The sequence below is a fragment of the Lacrimispora sp. genome (genome assembly GCF_047605665.1).
Classification (GTDB): Bacteria; Bacillota; Clostridia; order Lachnospirales; family Lachnospiraceae; genus Lacrimispora.
Genome location: NZ_JASGFH010000010.1, coordinates 137743 through 156533, shown reverse-complemented (window position 1 = coordinate 156533; position 18791 = coordinate 137743). Strand labels below are relative to the sequence as shown.

Below are 18791 nucleotides of genomic sequence, written 5' to 3'. Positions count from 1 at the left end.
AGTTCTGCTGGGAGATTACGGGAAAGCTTTTAGAAATTTTAAGTCCAGCTTACCGATTATCATTATTCTGATTCTTATATTTGCACTGCCATTAAAGGATATGGTCAAAGCGCTTTCTTTCGGGCTGCTGCCTTCAATTGCCCTTATGGTCCTGTTCTACATGGAAGGAAACACCCTGGTAAAACATTATATGATTTTCATATGCATCACCATGACAGCGCTGTACTTTAATCATCGGCTGTTGATGGTATATGCAGGGGTGTTGAATTTGCTTTATTTTTCCGTGGCTGTTTATGATACCGGAAAACTGGTGGGAGACATGCAGGACCCGTGGAGTATGGTGATCAGCCTGTTTATCATGATAAACGGTGCCATGCTGATTCTGTATTTTTCCGCAAAGTGGGGAGGGCATATTCTGGCGGCAGCCATTGAAAAAGAAAAAACGGCTTCTTCGGCCCTGGAACAGTTGGAAGGAACCTTTCATACCATTGAGGAAAGTACGGTTCAGATGAACGGCCTTATGTCAGAAATAACAGGAAATATCCGTTCAACCAAGGAATCCGCCAATCAGCTTACCGCCGCCATGACGGATATTACATCAGGCGTGCAGGAACAGACGGAAAGCGTCAATGATATCCATGAGAAGATTGCACGCATTACAGGAGATGTTCAAAAGACCAGTGAAATTTCCGAAGAATTATCGCAGAAGGCTCAGGATATGGCCGGCAATGTGGAGGCCGGCAGGATAAAAGTGACGGATATGGATGGAAAGATGGAGATCATTGACCAGGCCATACAGGCCGCGTTAATAACCGTAAGAGAATTGGAAGACCAGATGGAAGTAATTCGGAAGTTTCTGGCGGTCATTCAGGACATCTCCTCCCATACCAATCTTTTGTCTTTAAATGCCTCCATTGAAAGCGCAAGAGCGGGAGAAGCAGGAAAGGGATTTGCTGTAGTTGCATCCGAAATAAGGAATCTGGCAAAACAGAGTGAGGCGGCCTCAGACGACATAAAAAAGATTATCAGAGGTGTATCCGATAAGACGAGAGAAGTGGCAGGAATTGTGGAACAGGGGCATCAGGCTGCCAGGGAAGGCGTCTGTTCCATCAAGGAGGTAGTGAGCCAATACAGGGAGATTAAGGCGGTATTTGAAGAAACCAACAGCCGGCTTTCAGAGGAAATCGGATTGATTCAAAACATCAGCGGAGATTTTAAGGAAATCGGAATTGACATCGAAAACATTGCGAGCATTTCCACGGAACATTCGGCGGCAACCGAAGAAGTTCTGGCAACGATTGAAGGCCAGTATTCCAGGCTGGTACGAATGAATGAATCCGTTGACATCGCAGATGAGGTCAGCAATGGATTGTTAAAGCAGGTGAAAAGGGACGAAACCCGTTAACGAATATAAAAAATTAGTGATCGGACAGGAGCCATGATGAAACGAAGGATAGGGCTTAGGCAGGCGGTGGTAATACCTTTTACGGTGATTGTTTTAATAGTAGTCAGCACCTTTGCGATTCTGTGGAATTACGATTATGAACGTCTTGCCCAAAAGCACAGTGAAAGAATTGCCCAGGCTATGAGCACTTTGACAAAGGACCGGCTGGAAGCTTTTCTTTTTGAGCCTTACAGGCTTGCGGAAGTCTCTGCTGATTATATTGCCGGCCAGGAACTTTATAAAGCAGAGAATATGGACGAAATACAGCGATATCAAAAGAGCCTCTATAACACGTTTGACTTCTCCCTGCCTCAGATTGCTACCATATCCTATGGGGATGAAGAGGGCCGCTTTTCGGGAATCCGTTTGAATTCAGACAATACGTATAATCTCATGCTGCAGGATGAACGCACGGAAGAAAAACTTGTTATCTATAAAGGAGAAGAGACGGACTCCGGGATTCTGGCGGATTTTGATGATTATGACCCCAGAATCCGCCCGTGGTACAGGCAGGCGAAATCCTCCCAGGAGGCAAAGTGGTCCGATGTCTATGTCAATTTTGATGAAAAGCAGCAGGCAACGATTTCCGCATTGGCCCGCATCTATGATAGAGCAAATGTCTTTCAAGGTGTGATTTGTTATGATATTTCTATGTCAGGATTAAATGGATTTCTGGCAAAGCAGTTAGAAGGCAGCAACGGGCTCATCTATATCGTGGACAAGGATTGGAATCTGATTGTGCAGTCAAGGGAGGAAGAGGAGACGGCGAAAAAAGGCGGACAGGAAGAGGAACTGCTTGTCAATGCTTTGGAAAGCAGTCTGCTTCCGATCAGGGAAAGCGCCGGATACTTACAGGGTCTGGGGGAGCTCCCGGACACAATGATACATGTCGACATTGAAAAAGAAAAAAACTTTTTATACATATCCCAGATGAAGGAGCTTGTAGGGCTCAATTGGAGGGTGGTAATTCTTTTGCCGGAAACCGAACTCATGGGAAATATGAAGGCCAAACAGAACTTTCTGATTGCTTTCGGATTTTGGATCACTGTTTTAGGCTGTATCATCGGTTTTATCCTGGTCAGTTCCTTTATCAGCCCCATATCAAAAGGTGTTCTTGCGGCTTCTGAGATATCCAAGGGACAATACGGCATCCATATTTCCGGAAAGAGGATGTGGATCAAGGAAACGGCTGAGTTTATGAACGCTTTTAATAAGATGTCGGATAAACTCAAAGAATCAGTGGAGAGGATAAAGCACAATGAAGAAGAATACAGTACATTGATCGAAAATATCAATAACTTGATTTTCAGCTTATCCCCGGAAGGAGATATTCTCTCAGTCAACCGTGTATTTGAGAAAATGAAGGGACGGGGCAGAGAACACTTTAAAGGGAAACACTTTAGCAGTGCTTTTGCCAAGGAAGAAGACATCCATTATTTTGATCATATGTTCCTGAAAATAAAGGAGGAAAAGGAATGTATCAGTTTTCCCTATACGTTCATGGATGTGGAGGGAGAACGCCACGTCTACATCATCAACTTCATTCCCCTTTTAAACTCCGAGGGAGAGCTGCTTCGCATTCTTGGTAGCACAACGGATATTACTGAATTAGATAAAATGCAAAAAGAAATAAAACAGCTTCATGAGAGGGAAAAAAAGAGGCTGGAAGAGCTTGTGACAGAAAAGACCTCTGAACTCAGCCAGGCCATGAAGGAAATCATGGAGATGGAGAAGATGGCGTCTTTGGGGAGCCTGGTATCCGGTGTTGCCCATGAAATCAACACACCGTTAGGCGTGGCAGTATCTGCCGCTTCCTTTATGGAGAATATGAATCATCACGGAAATGAACTGCTGCAGAATGGCCAGATGACGAAATCTGAATTCATGAAATACATGGACAGCATGACTGAAACTTCTTTTATCTTAAATAATAATTTAAGAAAGGCTGCCGATCTGGTCAAGAACTTTAAACAGATGGCGGTAAATCAAAGCATCGAAGAAAAAGTCGGTTTTTATATGGAGGATTTTTTAAATACCCTGCTGATCAACTTAAAACATGCTTATAAGAACAGAGGGGTGCAATTTATAATCGAATGTGCGGAAAAGCGGAAAATATACAGTTATCCCGGTGCTTATTCTCAGATTCTCACCAATCTTATTATGAATTCCCTGATCCATGCATTTGGGGATAGGGAAGGAGTGATTAAGATCACGGTTCATACCTTGGAAAAAGAAATGATTTTGCGTTATTCGGATAATGGCCGGGGAATTCCGGCTGAGAATATGGATAAAGTTTTTGATCCGTTTTTTACAACAAACAGAAGCGGAGGAGGCAGCGGCCTGGGACTCAGCATTATATACAACATTGTAACGGCACAGCTGGGAGGTAAAATAACCTGCGAAAGCGCCTTGGGAAGCGGCGTTGTATTCTATATAAAAGTACCGATTGTTACGGAGGAAAACGAAGATGAGGAAAGACTGGAATGAGATTGAATTGGAGTATGACTTTCTAAAGGAAGACCCCGTAAGCCAGGGACAGGAATCTGGGAGTTATAAGATATTAATATCCGATGACGAATCGGAAGTATATCACATTACAAAAATGATATTGCGGGATTTTTTATTTGAACATCATAGACTGGAGTTTTTCTATGCCCGTAATAAGGAAGAAACCGTGAGGATATTTGAAGAGCATCCGGATATTGCAGTGCTGTTTCAGGATGTGGTTATGGAGAAAAATGATACGGGTCTGGAGATTATTGATTATCTGCGGTATACCTTAAAAAACAGGAAGACCCGTATCGTCCTCAGGACAGGACAGCCGGGAGAAGCCCCGGAAGAACAGGTGATCAGAGAATACGATATTAATGATTATTGTCTGAAAACAGACCTTACTGTCAGCAGACTGAAGACGACTGTCATTACTGCGCTGCGAAATTACCGCGATATTATGAAGATTGAGAGCTATCGCAAGGGACTGGAAAAGATCATAGAGACGAGTGCCAATATGTTTACCCATAATACCCTGTCTGATTTTTTGACCAGCATTTTGAATCATCTGTCCGGTTTTTACCATGAGACGGAAGGGATGCTGTATATCAGGGATCATTTTGCGGAAGAGAAGAACAACGGCTTTGTGACGATGGAGCAGAGCAGCGTACCGGTGATCGTTGCTGCTACGGGAAACTATGTCTCCCACATTGGCAGAGATATTAGGAAGATAGAGGAATTAGAAGATATTTATAGCTGGATGACAAAGGAAGAGAATAAAGATGAGCCGGTGGCTTATGTGGGAGATGGGTTTGTAATACGCAATAATGCCGCTGGGGTCAAGGATAATTACATATTTATTGAAGGGGAAAAGGATTTATACGATTTTGAATTAATAAAGTTTTTCTTATCCAACTACTCCGTGGCCCTGGATAATTATCTGTTGAATAATATGATTTTCAATGCCCAGAAGGAAATCATATTCTCCCTGGGAGAACTTGGAGAGAAGCATTTTGAGGAAACGGGCGGACACGTGGAAAGGGTATCTGTTATGATGTATAATTTTGCAAAAATAATAGGATATCCTCATAGCGAGTGTGAAAAAATCAAGCTTGCAAGCGTGCTGCATGACATCGGGAAGATTGGGATTCCGGATACCATTTTGAAAAAGCCCGGAAGACTTACCATAGAAGAATTTGAAATTATGAAGCAGCATACGATAATCGGATGTGACGTTTTATCAAAGTCCAATCTGGAGATTATGAAGCTGGCCGCGGAAATCTCCCTGACCCATCATGAACGGTATAATGGAACGGGGTATCCCAGGAACTTAAAGGGGGAAGAGATTCCTTTGGTGGGAAGAATGATTGCAATCATTGATGTGTACGATGCGATGTGCCATAAGCGAATTTATAAAGAAGCATCTACGTGTGAGGAAGCACTGGAATATATTGAATCGCAAAAAGGAAAGCACTTTGATGGGAATTTGGCGGAGACATTTTTGAAGAATTATTCTGATATCATCGGAGGTATGGAGAAAGAGGTGCTGCTTTGCCCGTAAGACGGCTGATTTGTGCTCCTGCGATTTCTGTAGGGGGCAGTATATCAGGCATTGCGGGCATAAGCAGTTGAAATAGAAGGAGGTATGAAAAAATGCAGGAACTGGAGTTAGAAAAAACATCTGAACAGGAGGATACATTGCAGGGAAAATACTTAACCTTTTCTCTTGGAGAAAGGGATTTGTATGGCATGGATATCCGGTATGTTACGGAAATCATTGGAATGAAACCGATCACACAGGTGCCGGAAATGCCGGAATATATGAAGGGAATTATGAATCTGAGAGGAAAGATCATTCCCATTATGGATGTCCGGAAGCGCTTTGGAAGGGAAGAAAAGGCTTATGATGAGAGAACCTGTATTATAGTGCTTAATACAGATGACTTTTCCATAGGCCTGATTGTAGACCGTGTAGACGAGGTTCTTACGATACAGGATGAGGAAATTTCCCCTTTGCCGGATTTAAAAAAAGGGGACCATGGCTATATCAAAGGCATCGGTAAAACAGAAGGAAGAATCACGCTGCTGCTGGACTGCAAAAAGGTATTAAACGGCGATGAGCTGGTGGAAGTAAATCTGCAGGAGTGACTCTGGCAGAAAATTATTTGATGGAATTGGGAGGATTCGAATGATGAAAAACTGGTTTGAAAACTTGAAGATAGGTATGAAGATTATTGGAGGATTTTTGATCGTGGCAGTGATTGCCGGGATCATCGGAGGAGTTGGAATCATCGGAATGGAAAGGGTGGAAGCGTCTTATCGGGTTGCGTATCAGGACACGTCTGCAGCGCTGGAATACCTCCAGGAAATCAGTACAGCCAACCAGAGGATTCGTGCCAACCTTTATAAACTTCTGCTGGCGGACTCACAGGAAGAAAAGAAGAAAATTCAGGATGAACTGGTTCTCATTGAAGATGTTATAAAGGAAGCGGTGACGGGCTACAAAGAAATACTGATAAAGTACGATATTTCGGAAGTTGAAAAAGAAGCGGCCTTGATAGGCGAACTGGAGCGGGAGCTGGAAGCCTACCGCGAAAAACGCGGCGAACTGGTAAACGGTCTGGCAATGGATACGGGGCGCAGGGCAGAAGCCTATGCCTTTTTAAACGATGATGTGGCACCCTACCGCGTGGAGGTGGACAATGGAATCGAGGCCCTCATCGAGTATAACAATGCGTATGCTGAAAATCAGATTGTCGCAAATGACCGGTTGGTAAAAATCGCTGAAATTATCATGGTCATCTGCATCGTGGTTGGTGTATTGACGGCAGTGCTGGTTGGAATCCTCATCGCCCGCAATCTGTCCATACGGATCGGAGCGGTGGTAAAAGCCATGAGCCATTTGTCCCAGGGTAACCTGGATGTGGAGATTGATACCGCTTCAAAGGATGAAATCGGTGTGCTGTCCGAGGCTTCGGGAAGGATGTCCAACACGCTGAAAACCATTATAAGTGATCTCTCCATGGGCCTTGGTGCCTTCGCTGACGGAAACTTTTCGGTGGATACCCAGGCGGAGAATTATTACGTGGGCGATTACCGGCCTTTGATGGATTCCCTTCGGGCCATGCGAAATCAGCTCAGCGATACGCTGCGCAATATCAATACGGCAGCGGACCAAGTGGCAGCAGGTTCCGACCAGGTTTCCTGCGGGGCCCAGGGGCTGGCAAGCGGAGCCACCGAGCAGGCGGCTTCCATCGAGGGACTGGCTGCTTCCGTAGATCATATCGCACAGCAGGCGTATGGGAGCTCGGACATGGTTAAGTCTGCGGCTAAATCCATAAGGCAGTCGGATGAAAGCGCAAAAGAGGGGAACAGGCATATGGAACAGCTTACCCAGGCCATGGAGGATGTGGGTTCTGCATCCGGAGAGATCGCAAATATCACCAAAGTAATTGAAGATATTGCATTCCAGACCAATATTCTGGCCCTGAATGCTACCATTGAAGCGGCACGTGCAGGGGCCGCCGGAAAAGGCTTTGCGGTTGTGGCTGATGAGGTACGGAGTCTGGCTGCCAAGTCGAGCGAAGCGGCCCGGCAGACGGGAGAACTCATTGGAAATTCCGTTACCACGGTTGAACGGGGAACGAAAATCGCAAATCAGACGGCGCAGATACTCAGAGAGATAGGCAGCGTTGCTCACGAGGTGACGGAAAGCTTTGGAGCGATTGAGCAGTCGATCGAGAGGCAGACCGGAGAGATTGATCAGATTAAGGAAGGGCTTTCCCAAATATCCGCAGTGGTACAGACGAATGCCGCCACCGCAGAGGAAAATTCTGCCACAAGTGAAGAAATGTCGGCACAGGCTGATATACTGCAGCAGGAAGTCGGAAGATTTAAGCTGTGGGAAGGAAAAGGAAATTCTTATGATGAAGCAGATGGTGTGCCCGAAGAGAAAGGGATTTTGCTCCATGCAGATGTAAAGAAGCAAATCCGGACCAGCAGTATGGACTTGGGAAAATATTAGAAGATAATAGGAAATAAAAAGAGTAAAGAGTTTCCAGAAAAACGAATACAAAAAAGCAAGGGCAGGAACCGGTATCGGTTTCCACCCTTGCTTTTCATGCATCATTCAAAATTAGAATTCTGCAGAAGCGCAGTTGTCGCCGGATGCAAAAGTCATCTTTTTGATGTTGACTTTATCTTTTAAAAGACTATAAAATACTTCAATTAAATTTTCGCAGGTAGCCACTTTCTTGACAACAACCAAACGACATTCCGGATAAGCTTTAGCCAGATCATTTTCGAAAGGCAGACCAACCATGGTGTTGGTTTCAGAACCGTTGCGGATGCCCTGTTCCTCATAAGTCTTGAGGAGGCCCGGCAGAAGAGGATCTTCTTCCTGTAAAATCAGTGCATGGTCAAAGTTTTTCAGAAAATCCCAGGCAATCCGTTTGATGCTGTTACACGGATATACAAAGCCTGTTCTGGCATCTACGTCACCCTCGACCTCGATGGTGAGCAGACCGGTATGGCCGTGAAGATACTGTGCTTCGCCCTCATAATTCAAGAAACGATGTGCATACTGGATGTTTAATTTCGTGATTGAACGCATAAATAACCCTCCTATAGTATTTTATTGTCCAAGCAGCCATTTCCGGCTGCTGTGTGACCTGTCTGATTTACGGCTGGTTTCGTAAAGCGGATTGCTGCCGTCTGCAATCCGGGCAAATATAGTGTATTTTTAAGTCATAGTCCAAAATGGGCACATCCAACTGAGCTTTTAGCTGCTCTGTTAAATCATTCAGGCAGATATCAGACAGTTTCCCGCAGGATTTACAGACTAAATGATCGTGTTTCGTTGCCTTGTCAAATCTGTCAGGATAGCCTTCTATAGACACCTTGTTGATCCGCCCTTCTTTATATAGTAAGTTGAGATTGTTATAAACCGTTGCCAGGACAAGCTTCGCATCACGATTTTTCAGATGTAGATATACCTGCTCGGCGGTTAAATGACTTTCGGAATTCTGAATGATATCTAAAATCATCGCGGCGTTTTTTGTCATGGCAATACCTCTGTAAAATTTTAATTAGAATAATTCTAATTATATACATTCTGGAAGAAAATGTCAAGCCCCAAAAGAAAATAACAGGCCTATAAATGTACTTTTATTTTACTCCGTAATGCCGGACAGCCCTCCGGACATTTAATACAACGTAATCATACCTCCAATAAAAAACAGCAGCGCGCTTTTGAGGAAAGCGCACCGCTGTTTTGCTGTTTCAATCAATTCTTAGTTGAATTTTTCGAATCCTGATTCCTTAATAGAACCGTCGCTGTTGGTCACATAATATTTCTCATCACCGTCTTTGATGTTCTTCTTATTCTTAGCAAGCTTTCCGGAGGTGCCGACTAAGTATTCTTTTCCGTCGTATTCCACTACTTTGTACTTCTCGTCCTTGTCAGCCTTTAACAGTCTGCCCTGAACATAGATGCTGTCATCGTAGATGGCGTTGTAACCGGCTCCTCTGTTGGTTCCGGCTTTGCGGAAGTTGTAGGTATAGGTCTCGCCGTCAATTTCAAGAGTGGTCTTGCCTGTAACCATTGCGCCTTCCTTTGGAGAGTTGCCGAAGTAGTAAACTTCTGCGGCATCACCGGCTCCCGGAAGATCGCTTTCTGTTTCGATTTCTTCAACAGAGGCGATTTTTCTGCCGTCTTCAAAGGTCAGTTTATAAAGGCCGTGAAGCATTTCGCCCTTTTCATTGAAGCCGTAACGCAGTCCATTGATGGATTTGATCTCGCTCTTTGTCAGTTCTCCGCTGTTCACAGCATAGAACCAGTATTCTGTACCGTCTTCATGAGCTTCCGCATCAATGTCTTCGCTTGGAACGGTCTTAAACCAGCCTTTTGCAAGCCAGGACTGTTCCGGAAGGTTGTAGTATTTAGCGGAAGAAGAGGTAGCAGTATCACCTTCCTGCCATTCTGACTGGGCAGCGCCGTTTTCATCAAAGAGGTACTTTAAGCCGTTGATGGTCTTGGTGGTTTCTTTCAGTTTTTTGCCGTTTGTTCCAAAATAGAACCAGTAAGCCCCTTCAAAGTTGTCTTTCGTATTGTTGTCATCATCTGCTTCGATGAGTTTCCAGGCGCCGTTAATCTGGGCTCCGTCTGAGGAATCTCCGCAGTAATAAACGCCTTCTTTCCAGGCATCATCTTCTGTAAGTCTTGTGGATGCTTCCGTCACCCATCCGAACAGCATTTTTCCTTCTTCATCAAAAGCGTAATTTTTCGTTTCTCCGCTTGCGATTTTGATGGATTTAAATGTGGTCTTTCCGGAGGAAGGAGCTTTGTAAGCTTTACCGTTGCTTCCGAAGTAATACCAGTATGCATCAGGGGCATCCTCTTCGTCATAATCGGACTCAATAGCTCTCCACTCATTGGTGACCATGGCGCCTTGTGAGTTTACATAATAATAATCTCCGTCGGATTCCACCACGCTGCTGGTAACAATCTGTCCGTCCTCGTCCAGGTAAAACCAGTGGTCTCCGGACTTGCGCCATGCATCGGTTGTCAAATCCCCATTGGAATCGTAGTACACCCAGGTATTATTTTCCTGAGCCCAGCCCTGTGCCGCAAATGATGTCATGGAAGCACCTATTGTAAAAACAGCGGCAGCACATGGAATCAGCCATTTCAGTTTCTGTTTTTTCATTCTTGTTCTCCTTTCGGTTGAGAAAATCCTGTTTGATTGTTCAGCGCTTTTGCTGATGGCATGATCATAAACCATGGACTAAGTCCAGGGTCAAGCGATGTAAAAAAGGCGTAAGAATGCGTAAGAAATGGGTGAGAACTTAAGGAAAATGTCATGATATTGTCTCGATTTGGAAGGACAGGATGAGGATGGAAGAAATGGAATATGCTCCCCATAAGGGGAGCATATGGATATGCAGAATCATCACCGGCTCAGAAGCTTTGGTTCCATTCTGCTGATATACGTTTCCAGGGAATTCCGGTCAATGAGAGCCGGAATCACTCCCTGCCTCGATACGCAAAAGCCTGCGGCATATGCTGCGATTCTGGCCGATGCTTCCATGGAATACCCGGAGGACAAATAAGCGGCCAGCGCTGCAATGAACGCATCGGCGGCTCCGGTGGTGTCCACAGAAGGGAAGGGGGAGGCGGGTAAATATCCCTGAAAAGAGGAATCCTTTACGTAACAGCCGCAGTGCCCCAGGGTGATGATCACAGTTTTAGCCCCCTGCCTGATAAATTCATCGGCTTTTCCTTCCACATCCGGAATATCCGGGCACAGCAGCTCGGCTTCCTTTTGGTTTGGAACGAATATATCGGTCAGCTTCATGAGGGAGGGGCTGATGGCTTTCATGGCAGCAGGCTTTAAGATGTTTTTTGCGCCGTATTTCTTTGCCAGTGCGGCAGCCGTTTCCACGGCGGATTCAGGAACCTCTGTCTGGAGAAGACAGTAGCCGGAATGCTCAAAGGCCCGCTCGCAGGAGGTGATATCTTCCGGCATTAAGTTCTGGTTGGCTCCGGTTAAAATGGTGATCATGCTTTCCCCGTCATTTTGCACATGGATATAAGCTTTGCCTGTTTCCGCCTGGGCATCCCGTTTCACCCCCTGGGCATCCACCCGGTTTTCCTCCATGCAGGTGTAAATCATGCTGGAATCGTAATCGTTTCCCACCCTGCCGATCAGGGAAACTTCATTTCCAAGCTTTGCAGCTCCCACAGCCTGATTGGCTCCTTTTCCTCCCGGAATGACGGAATGCCTGCTGGTGCTCACGGTCCGTCCCGGCTGGGGAAGCTCATCCACGTTTAGGTTCACGTCAATGTTAAGGCTTCCCACCACCACGATCTTTTTGGCATGGGAAGCAAAGGGGGAGTCAAGGCTTACGGTATTTTCCAGGGAAAAGTCCACGTGAAAGGCACAGGCTTCCTCTTCCCGCTTTTCGCATTTTTCTATCAGACGCTTGCAGACAAAGTTCCCAAACTCGTAGTAGGGAATCCGAAAGCTGGAGATGCCCGGAAAGGCGACGGTTTCGCGGGCATCGTCCTTTAAGCTGATAAGGGACAAATCCGACGGAACGTGGAACCGGAGCTTTGATAGATGTTCCATGAGTGTGAGAGCAGAGGCGTAATGGGTGCTGACGATTCCCGTAGGAGTGTGGGTCAATATGCCGCTGTACCAGTCCTGCGACTCAACGGGAAGGCTCATGGAACTGCTGTAAGGGATGCTGTGGTCGAACAGGCATCTTTTAAACCCGTCAAGCACCATCTCTGACCGCAGGCTGTCCCGCTTTGTGAGGCAGCCCAGTTTTGTGTGGCCGTACTGAATCAGAGTTTTTGCCCCATGATACCCCATGGCTGTAAAATCAATGGAATAGGAATGGGGGTCCTCCCTGCTGTTAAAGCAGCAGACCTCTATGCCCTGTTCTTCAAAATAATGCCTGTTTTCCAGGCTGTCTTTATTTACCGGTTCCCAAATGACGCCATCCACGTGATTTTTGCAGAGAGAAGCGATGTTTTTCAGCTCATTTTCCCAGTTCTCCATGCTGTCATAGATTAAAATGCTGTAGCCGCTTTTCTGCGCTGCGGCCAGGGCCCCGTCTATAAACTTCCCGGTTTTCCGAAGGGATTTGAGAAGGAGGCCGAAGACAAAGGTCTTTGATTCCGGATTATTTTTAACCCCGCTGTAAGGGGTGTAGTGGTAGTCTTTTACAATTTTAAGGACCCGGTTTCTCGTTTCGGGGCTTATGTTGCTGTCTTTGTTGTTCACTATTTTTGATACAGTGGATATTGAAACACCGGCCAGCCGGGCGATTTCCTTGATGGTCATGTGAATTTCTCCCTATGAATTTAATGATTTTGACAAAAAGGTAATGATATTTAGTTAATTATGAAACAGAAATATATATTTGTCAATGAACAACATGAAAAATACTAATAAAATTAATAAGGAAAATGATTTAATAAAGTATTTTTTTATGCAAAAGTACTTGACATCTCATTTGCAGGATGGTAGCATGTGGTTAGAAGAAACGCAGGTTAAGAGGCTGTTTTATTTTTAAACGAAAAGGAAAAACGTTTTACTAAAGGAAAAAGTAGAATGATATCCTTTTTCAATAATATTTTTAAAGGAGGTTTTTTGATGAAAAAGAGGTTTTTAAGCATTCTGATGGCAGCAGCGCTGGTTGTATCCATGGCTGGCTGCTCAGGCGGGGCAGGCACTGCCAAAGAGACAGAGAAAGCGGCAGGCGGAACAACAGCGGCAGCATCAGAGACGGCAGCGGGGGAAAAGGCTGCTGACGCAAAAAGAGTGTGCATCGTGTATTCCGGCAACTTAGGGGACAAGTCCTACAATGACTCCTGTAACGAAGGAGCGAAGAAGGCGGCAGCAGATTTCGGGGTGGAAATCAAGAATCTGGAAGGAACCACGGCTGAGGAATGGGAGTCCAATTTCTTATCAGCCTGCGAAGAAGGCTATGATCTGGTTATCTGTTCTTCTTCCAACTTTGAGGAGTACATGAAAGAACACTGCGCCAACTATCCTGATGTGAAGTTTGCCATCATTGACACCACAGTAGAAGGCGACAACATTGTATCCATCAGCTTTGCACAGAACCAGGGCTCTTTCCTGGCAGGTGCGGCAGCAGCCATGTTCACCCAGAAGACAGAGATTGAAGGCGTTAACCCTGAAAAGATCATTGGCTGGGTAGGCGGAATGGACATTCCGGTTCTTCATGATTTCTATGTTGGATATGAGCAGGGTGCCAAGTACATAGACCCGGATGTAAAGGTTCTTCAGTCCTTTGCAGGAACATGGAATGACCCGTTAAAGGGCAAAGAGCTGACTCTGGCACAGTTTGACCAGGGTGCCGATATCGTCATGAACGTAGCCTCCGGTACAGGCCCTGGAATCTTAGAGGGAGCCAAGGAAGCCGGAAAATACGCCATCGGCGTGGACTTAAACCAGGATAATGACCAGCCAGGAAGCATACTGACTTCCATGTTAAAGCGCGTAGACACAGCATGTTATCTGGCAATCCAGTCCGTTGTGGAAGACACCTTTAAAGGAAACACCACTTCCTATCTGACCATCAAGGAAAAAGGCGTGGGCCTGACCGATTTCAGCGTTATGAGAGAGCATTTAGGAGATAAGTTCCCTGAGGACATCGTAGAGAAAGTACAGGAACTGGAAGCAAAAGTTACTTCAGGAGAAATCGTGGTAGAAAATTATGCCGGCTTTGGCACAAACAAATAACAAAGCCTGAAAGAATGGAAAATGGTTTGGAGCTCCTGATGCCCATGGGGTTTCCAAACCATTTTACAATCAGAGGCACGTGAAAGTTTTGCCATAAGAAAGAGGGTGAAAGTTTGAGCGAATACGTGATTGAAATGAAGGACATTGTAAAGTCATTCGGAAATGTCCAGGCAGTAAAAAACGGCCAGTTCACTTTAAAAAAGGGCGAGATTCATTCCCTGATCGGAGAGAACGGAGCCGGAAAGTCTACCATGATGAAGCTGCTTTACGGCATGTATCCCATTGATGGAGGAGCCATCCGGATCAATGGAGAACAAATTCCTGCCATCACTCCTAAAACTGCCATTGAAAAAGGGATCGGAATGGTCCATCAGGAATTCATGCTGGTCAATGAACTGACGGTTCTGGAAAACATTATTCTGGGATTTGAGCCCAGCCGGGGAATTACCATTGACTTTGACAAGGCCAGAAGTATGGTGGAGCAGTATGTCACCCAGTACGGAATGGATATCCAGCTTGGGAAAAAGATCAACCAGATTTCCGTGGGCGAGGCTCAGAGGGTGGAGATCATCAAGACCCTGACCAGAGGGGCCAATGTGATCATCCTGGATGAGCCAACGGCAGTTTTAACACCTCAGGAAGCCAGACAGCTTTTTGTGATTCTGGAGAACTTAAGAAAAGACGGAAAATCACTGGTGTTCATATCCCATAAATTAAATGAGGTCATGGAAATTTCAGACCGCATCAGCGTCATGCGCCAGGGAAATTACATTGGAAGCGTAAATAAGGAAGAAACCTCTCCGGCTGAGCTGGCAAAGATGATGATCGGAAGGGAAGTATTTTTAAATATCGAAAAAGCCCAGGCAAAGCCGGGGGAAAAGGTTTTGGAAGTGAAGGATGTATGGGTCTCCGGAGAAAAGGAGATTTCCAAAATCCGCGGCGTATCCTTGGATGTCCGTGAAGGGGAAATCGTGGGCATTGCAGGAATCGACGGAAACGGGCAGAGTGAGCTGATCGAAGCGGTCACAGGACTGCGCCCGGTGGAAAAAGGAACCGTGCTCTTAGGAGGAAAAGATATCACAAGTTTAAGCCCCAGGCAGATCAGAAAGGCCGGTCTGTCCCACATCCCGGAGGACCGCAATACAAGAGGCTTAAACCGTGCCATGAGCATCAAGGACAATATCATCGCCGTTCAGGCGGGGGAGCCCCCATTTTGCCGGGGCATGGTGCTCAACGATAAGGAAAGCCTGGATTACGCCAAAAAGCTGTCTGAGATATTTGACATCCGCCCCAGGGACCCGGAGATATCCACCCAGTCCTTATCAGGCGGAAATGCGCAGAAGGTGGTGGTCGCGAGAGAGGTTTCCATCGGCGGAAAGCTGCTGGTCGCATCCCAGCCCACCAGAGGCGTTGACATCGGAGCCATTGAGTCCATACGGAAAATATTACAGGAAGTCAAATCCAAAGGCCTGGGAGTTTTGCTGGTCTCCGCGGATTTGGAGGAAATACTGTCCCTTTCAGACCGGATCGTGGTCATGCACGAAGGCAGGATAACCGGAAGGCTGAAAGCGGAGGAAGCAAATGAAGACAATTTAGGACTGCTGATGATGGGCGGAACTGAGCCGGCCGAGGAGAGGGGAGGCACAACATGAATGCAGCGGTAAAAAGTATACAGAAGATTTTGCTCACCATGCTCCTTGCACTGGCTATCGGGGCCCTGTTCATCCTCTTTATCGGAGAAAACCCCATAGAAGCCTATATGGCCCTGCTAAAGGGAGCATTTAACGGAAAGCTTAAGGTAGGCGCTACCTTGGCCAGCTTCACGCCTCTCCTTCTCACCTCCTGCGCCTTTGCCGTAGCGGCAAAAGCGGGAGCGTTTAACGTAGGAGTGGAGGGCGAGGTATTTCTGGGAGGAATTACCGCCGCCTATATCGGAATCAACTGGACCTTTCTTCCAAAGCCCGTCCTTTTAGTGGTCTGCTTTCTGGGGGCCATGGCAGTGGCATCTTTGTGGGCGCTGATTCCAGCCGTTTTAAAGGCCTATTACCGGGTGAGCGAGGTCTGCGTGACCATTCTCATGAACAGTGTGGCCCTTTACATAACCTCTTATCTGGTCAGCGGCCCCATGAGTGCAGGCGTGGCCAATGCCCAGTCCCTGCCCGTAACGGTGAATTTGTTCCAGTTTATGAAGCCAAGCAGCGCCAACGTAGGACTTTTCATTGCTGTCATTACCGTGGTGCTTATAATCTGGGTCTTAAATAAGACCACCTTTGGCTATAAGATAAAAACCGTGGGAACGAATCCGGCCCATGCGGAGTATGTGGGAATCAGCCCGAAAAAGATATTTATTCAGTCCATGATGCTGAGCGGAGCATTGGGCGGCATGGCCGGGTGCATCGAGGTATTGGGAGTACACGGCTATTTCCTCAATAACTTTGCCGCAGGCCTTGGCTCCAACGGAATGCTGGCTTCTCTGATCGTGAAAAACAATATGATCTTTGCTCCCTTTGTGTCCTTCTTCCTGGCGGTGTTAAGATCAGGAGCCTTGGGGATGCAGCAGAGCACCGGCGTACCCAGATCTATTGTAGATACCATAACCGCAGTTTTCATTATCGTAGCGACCATGGAGCTGCTGTTTCAGTTTAAGGATAAGAAAAGTAAAAAGGAAAAGAGCAAATAGGAGGAGGCAGGACTATGGATTTTAGCAAAGTTTTCAGTGTGTCCTTGATATATGCAACCTTTCGTTCTGCCACGCCTATTATTTATGCGGCGTTGTGTGCAGCCATCACCCAGCAGGCGGATATTTTAAATATCGGAACGGAAGGAATCATGCTGACCGGCGCATTTGCAGCGGTGGCAGTCAGTTATCTGACCGGAAGCTGGGTTCTGGGAGTAGCCGTTGCCATGATTGCAGGACTGATTATGGCGATGATCATGGCAGTGGGCCATATCCGTTATAAAGCGGAGATATGTGCCATCGGAATGGGAATCAATTTATTTGCGCTGGCAATCACCAAGTTTTTATTAAACAGCGTTTTAGGAAAGAGCGGCACATTTTCAGAGCCGGGGATTATTGCCATCCCAAGAGTCAGCCTTCCTTTCCTGGCAAAGGTTCCGTTTTTGAAAGAGATTTTTGACAACTGGTGTATTACCGAGTGGTTTGTCATTGTGCTGATTATTCTGATCTGGTTCGTATTTTACAAAACAGTCTGGGGGCTTCGTTTGAGGGCGGTAGGCCAGTTTCCCATGGCCGCACAGACGGCGGGAATCAATGTAAACGCCATGAAGTACCGGGCCATTGCCATTTCCGGCTTGATCGGCGGTCTGGCAGGAGCGCATTTATCCTTGGGCTACAGCAAAATGTTCGTGGAGAACATGACCAATGCCAGAGGTTTTATGGGCGTGGCAGCCATGTATTTCGGAGGCGCTCACCCCATTTTAACCGCAGTCGGCTGTCTGGTATTCGGTTTTACAGATTCCATAGGAGCCAGGCTTCAGGCGTATGGAGTGCCGTCCCAATTGGTGCTTTTAATGCCTTATGTGGTGACCATCGTCACACTGGCTGTTTCCATGGCTTCCAAGCTGGCCAGGGAAAATAAGAAAAAGAGCGCATTGACAAAGGTCTGAAAAGGAGAATGATCGATGGAAAAACAAAAGGTCATCCTGGACTGTGATCCGGGACATGATGATGCGGTGAATATACTGCTGGCAGGAAAAAACAGCGGGATCGAGGTGCTGGGTATCACTGTGGTGGCGGGAAACCAGTCTCTTGAAAAAACCACAAGAAATGCTTTGCATGTCTGCCAGCATCTGGGGCTTGATATCCCGGTCTATGCAGGCTGCGGACAGCCCATGATCCGGGATAAGCAGATGCTTGCAGGGGATATCCATGGGGAAAGCGGCCTTGACGGCCCGGTTTTTGAGCCGCTGACGAGAAAGGAAGAACCGGAACACGGAGTGCTGTTTCTGGTCCGCACCCTGATGGAATCGGAGGGGGATATTATTCTGGTGCCTACAGGCCCCTTGACCAATATTGCCATGGCTATGAGGATGGAGCCCCGCATCATACCGAAGATAAAGAGAATTGTCCTCATGGGAGGCTGCTATCAGTTGGGAAATGTGACTCCTGCGGCTGAGTTTAACATCATAGCCGATGCGGATGCCGCTCACGTGGTATTTACCAGCGGCTGTCCCATCACCATGGTAGGGCTTGACGTGACCAGAAAGGTGCTCTGTTATCCTCAGATCGTAGAGCGTATGGGAGCTGTCGGCACCAGGGCAGCAGGGCTGTTTACAGACCTTATGGCACATTTTAACAAGACCCAGAAAGAGGTGTTCGGCTGGGAGGGAGGTCCTCTCCACGACCCGGTGACCATCGCTTCCATTCTGGACCCTGAGCTTCTGGTGACAAAGCCCATGCACACGGAGGTGGATATCAGGAGCGTACAGAGCTATGGAAGGACCAACTGTGACTTTTTCGGCTACAGCCACAGAGAGGCCAATGCTGATGTGGCGATTGATATTGATGTGGAACGTTTCTGGGATATCATTGAAGAGGGAATCCGGGCTTACGGCTCATGAGG

The 18791-nt window shown here is 46.6% G+C and carries 14 protein-coding genes; 10 read left to right on the top strand and 4 right to left on the bottom strand.

Going from position 1 to position 18791, the window contains the following annotated elements; all coding sequences use genetic code 11:
• From QM657_RS10295 to QM657_RS10275, 5 genes are all read left to right on the top strand, one after another.
• Positions 1 to 1405, top strand: a 1405-nt coding sequence (locus tag QM657_RS10295; protein WP_415066552.1) for a methyl-accepting chemotaxis protein, incomplete at its 5' end; no start/stop codon positions are given.
• Between the two features lie 33 nt (positions 1406 to 1438).
• Positions 1439 to 3931 (top strand): ATP-binding protein, encoded by a 2493-nt coding sequence (locus QM657_RS10290; protein WP_415066550.1) that lies wholly within the window; start codon positions 1439 to 1441, stop codon positions 3929 to 3931.
• On the top strand, positions 3912 to 5495 hold the full coding sequence (locus QM657_RS10285) for an HD domain-containing phosphohydrolase (protein ID WP_415066549.1): 1584 nt from the start codon (positions 3912 to 3914) through the stop codon (positions 5493 to 5495). Before QM657_RS10290 ends, QM657_RS10285 begins: the two co-directional genes overlap by 20 nt.
• Before the next feature lie 92 nt (positions 5496 to 5587).
• Complete coding sequence (locus QM657_RS10280) at positions 5588 to 6082, top strand: chemotaxis protein CheW (RefSeq protein WP_415066548.1); 495 nt, start codon at positions 5588 to 5590, stop codon at positions 6080 to 6082.
• A gap of 40 nt (positions 6083 to 6122) precedes the next feature.
• Positions 6123 to 7958 (top strand): methyl-accepting chemotaxis protein, encoded by a 1836-nt coding sequence (locus QM657_RS10275; protein ID WP_415066547.1) that lies wholly within the window; start codon positions 6123 to 6125, stop codon positions 7956 to 7958.
• Positions 7959 to 8069: 111 nt separating this feature from the next.
• Here QM657_RS10275 and QM657_RS10270 read toward each other — a convergent pair whose 3' ends face one another.
• From QM657_RS10270 to QM657_RS10255, 4 genes are all read right to left on the bottom strand, one after another.
• Positions 8070 to 8546 carry a 6-pyruvoyl trahydropterin synthase family protein gene (locus tag QM657_RS10270; protein WP_415066546.1) on the bottom strand — a complete coding sequence of 159 codons (477 nt, stop codon included), beginning with the start codon at positions 8544 to 8546 and terminating at the stop codon, positions 8070 to 8072.
• A gap of 67 nt (positions 8547 to 8613) precedes the next feature.
• Positions 8614 to 8997: a Fur family transcriptional regulator gene (locus QM657_RS10265; RefSeq protein WP_415066545.1), complete on the bottom strand. Its 384-nt coding sequence runs from the start codon at positions 8995 to 8997 to the stop codon at positions 8614 to 8616.
• A gap of 228 nt (positions 8998 to 9225) precedes the next feature.
• Positions 9226 to 10641: a cell wall-binding protein gene (locus QM657_RS10260; RefSeq protein WP_415066544.1), complete on the bottom strand. Its 1416-nt coding sequence runs from the start codon at positions 10639 to 10641 to the stop codon at positions 9226 to 9228.
• Positions 10642 to 10884: 243 nt separating this feature from the next.
• Positions 10885 to 12783 (bottom strand): PfkB family carbohydrate kinase, encoded by a 1899-nt coding sequence (locus QM657_RS10255; protein WP_415066543.1) that lies wholly within the window; start codon positions 12781 to 12783, stop codon positions 10885 to 10887.
• Between the two features lie 312 nt (positions 12784 to 13095).
• On the opposite strand from QM657_RS10255, the gene QM657_RS10250 reads away from it, so the two are divergent.
• The 5 genes from QM657_RS10250 to QM657_RS10230 all read left to right on the top strand — a co-directional run bounded on the left by QM657_RS10250 (position 13096) and on the right by QM657_RS10230 (position 18789).
• Positions 13096 to 14208, top strand: coding sequence for a BMP family lipoprotein (locus tag QM657_RS10250; RefSeq protein ID WP_415066542.1), 1113 nt, complete (start codon positions 13096 to 13098; stop codon positions 14206 to 14208).
• A 134-nt stretch (positions 14209 to 14342) separates the two neighbouring features.
• Positions 14343 to 15860, top strand: coding sequence for an ABC transporter ATP-binding protein (locus QM657_RS10245; protein WP_415066559.1), 1518 nt, complete (start codon positions 14343 to 14345; stop codon positions 15858 to 15860).
• A complete protein-coding gene (locus QM657_RS10240; protein WP_415066541.1) occupies positions 15857 to 16888 on the top strand; it encodes an ABC transporter permease in 1032 nt (343 codons plus the stop codon). Before QM657_RS10245 ends, QM657_RS10240 begins: the two co-directional genes overlap by 4 nt.
• Positions 16889 to 16902: 14 nt before the next feature.
• Positions 16903 to 17835, top strand: coding sequence for an ABC transporter permease (locus QM657_RS10235; RefSeq protein ID WP_415066540.1), 933 nt, complete (start codon positions 16903 to 16905; stop codon positions 17833 to 17835).
• 15 nt (positions 17836 to 17850) lie between these two features.
• Positions 17851 to 18789: a nucleoside hydrolase gene (locus tag QM657_RS10230; RefSeq protein WP_415066539.1), complete on the top strand. Its 939-nt coding sequence runs from the start codon at positions 17851 to 17853 to the stop codon at positions 18787 to 18789.
• Positions 18790 to 18791 lie beyond the last annotated feature (2 nt).

What these genes read in the sequence shown, in the direction of transcription:
- QM657_RS10290 (WP_415066550.1), top strand. Translation starts at nt 1,439, where the DNA reads ATGATGAAACGAAGGATAGGGCTTAGGCAGGCGGTGGTAATACCTTTT.
- QM657_RS10285 (WP_415066549.1), top strand. Translation starts at nt 3,912, where the DNA reads ATGAGGAAAGACTGGAATGAGATTGAATTGGAGTATGACTTTCTAAAG.
- QM657_RS10280 (WP_415066548.1), top strand. Translation starts at nt 5,588, where the DNA reads ATGCAGGAACTGGAGTTAGAAAAAACATCTGAACAGGAGGATACATTG.
- QM657_RS10275 (WP_415066547.1), top strand. Translation starts at nt 6,123, where the DNA reads ATGATGAAAAACTGGTTTGAAAACTTGAAGATAGGTATGAAGATTATT.
- QM657_RS10270 (WP_415066546.1), bottom strand. Translation starts at nt 8,546, where the DNA reads ATGCGTTCAATCACGAAATTAAACATCCAGTATGCACATCGTTTCTTG.
- QM657_RS10265 (WP_415066545.1), bottom strand. Translation starts at nt 8,997, where the DNA reads ATGACAAAAAACGCCGCGATGATTTTAGATATCATTCAGAATTCCGAA.
- QM657_RS10260 (WP_415066544.1), bottom strand. Translation starts at nt 10,641, where the DNA reads ATGAAAAAACAGAAACTGAAATGGCTGATTCCATGTGCTGCCGCTGTT.
- QM657_RS10255 (WP_415066543.1), bottom strand. Translation starts at nt 12,783, where the DNA reads ATGACCATCAAGGAAATCGCCCGGCTGGCCGGTGTTTCAATATCCACT.
- QM657_RS10250 (WP_415066542.1), top strand. Translation starts at nt 13,096, where the DNA reads ATGAAAAAGAGGTTTTTAAGCATTCTGATGGCAGCAGCGCTGGTTGTA.
- QM657_RS10245 (WP_415066559.1), top strand. Translation starts at nt 14,343, where the DNA reads ATGAAGGACATTGTAAAGTCATTCGGAAATGTCCAGGCAGTAAAAAAC.
- QM657_RS10240 (WP_415066541.1), top strand. Translation starts at nt 15,857, where the DNA reads ATGAATGCAGCGGTAAAAAGTATACAGAAGATTTTGCTCACCATGCTC.
- QM657_RS10235 (WP_415066540.1), top strand. Translation starts at nt 16,903, where the DNA reads ATGGATTTTAGCAAAGTTTTCAGTGTGTCCTTGATATATGCAACCTTT.
- QM657_RS10230 (WP_415066539.1), top strand. Translation starts at nt 17,851, where the DNA reads ATGGAAAAACAAAAGGTCATCCTGGACTGTGATCCGGGACATGATGAT.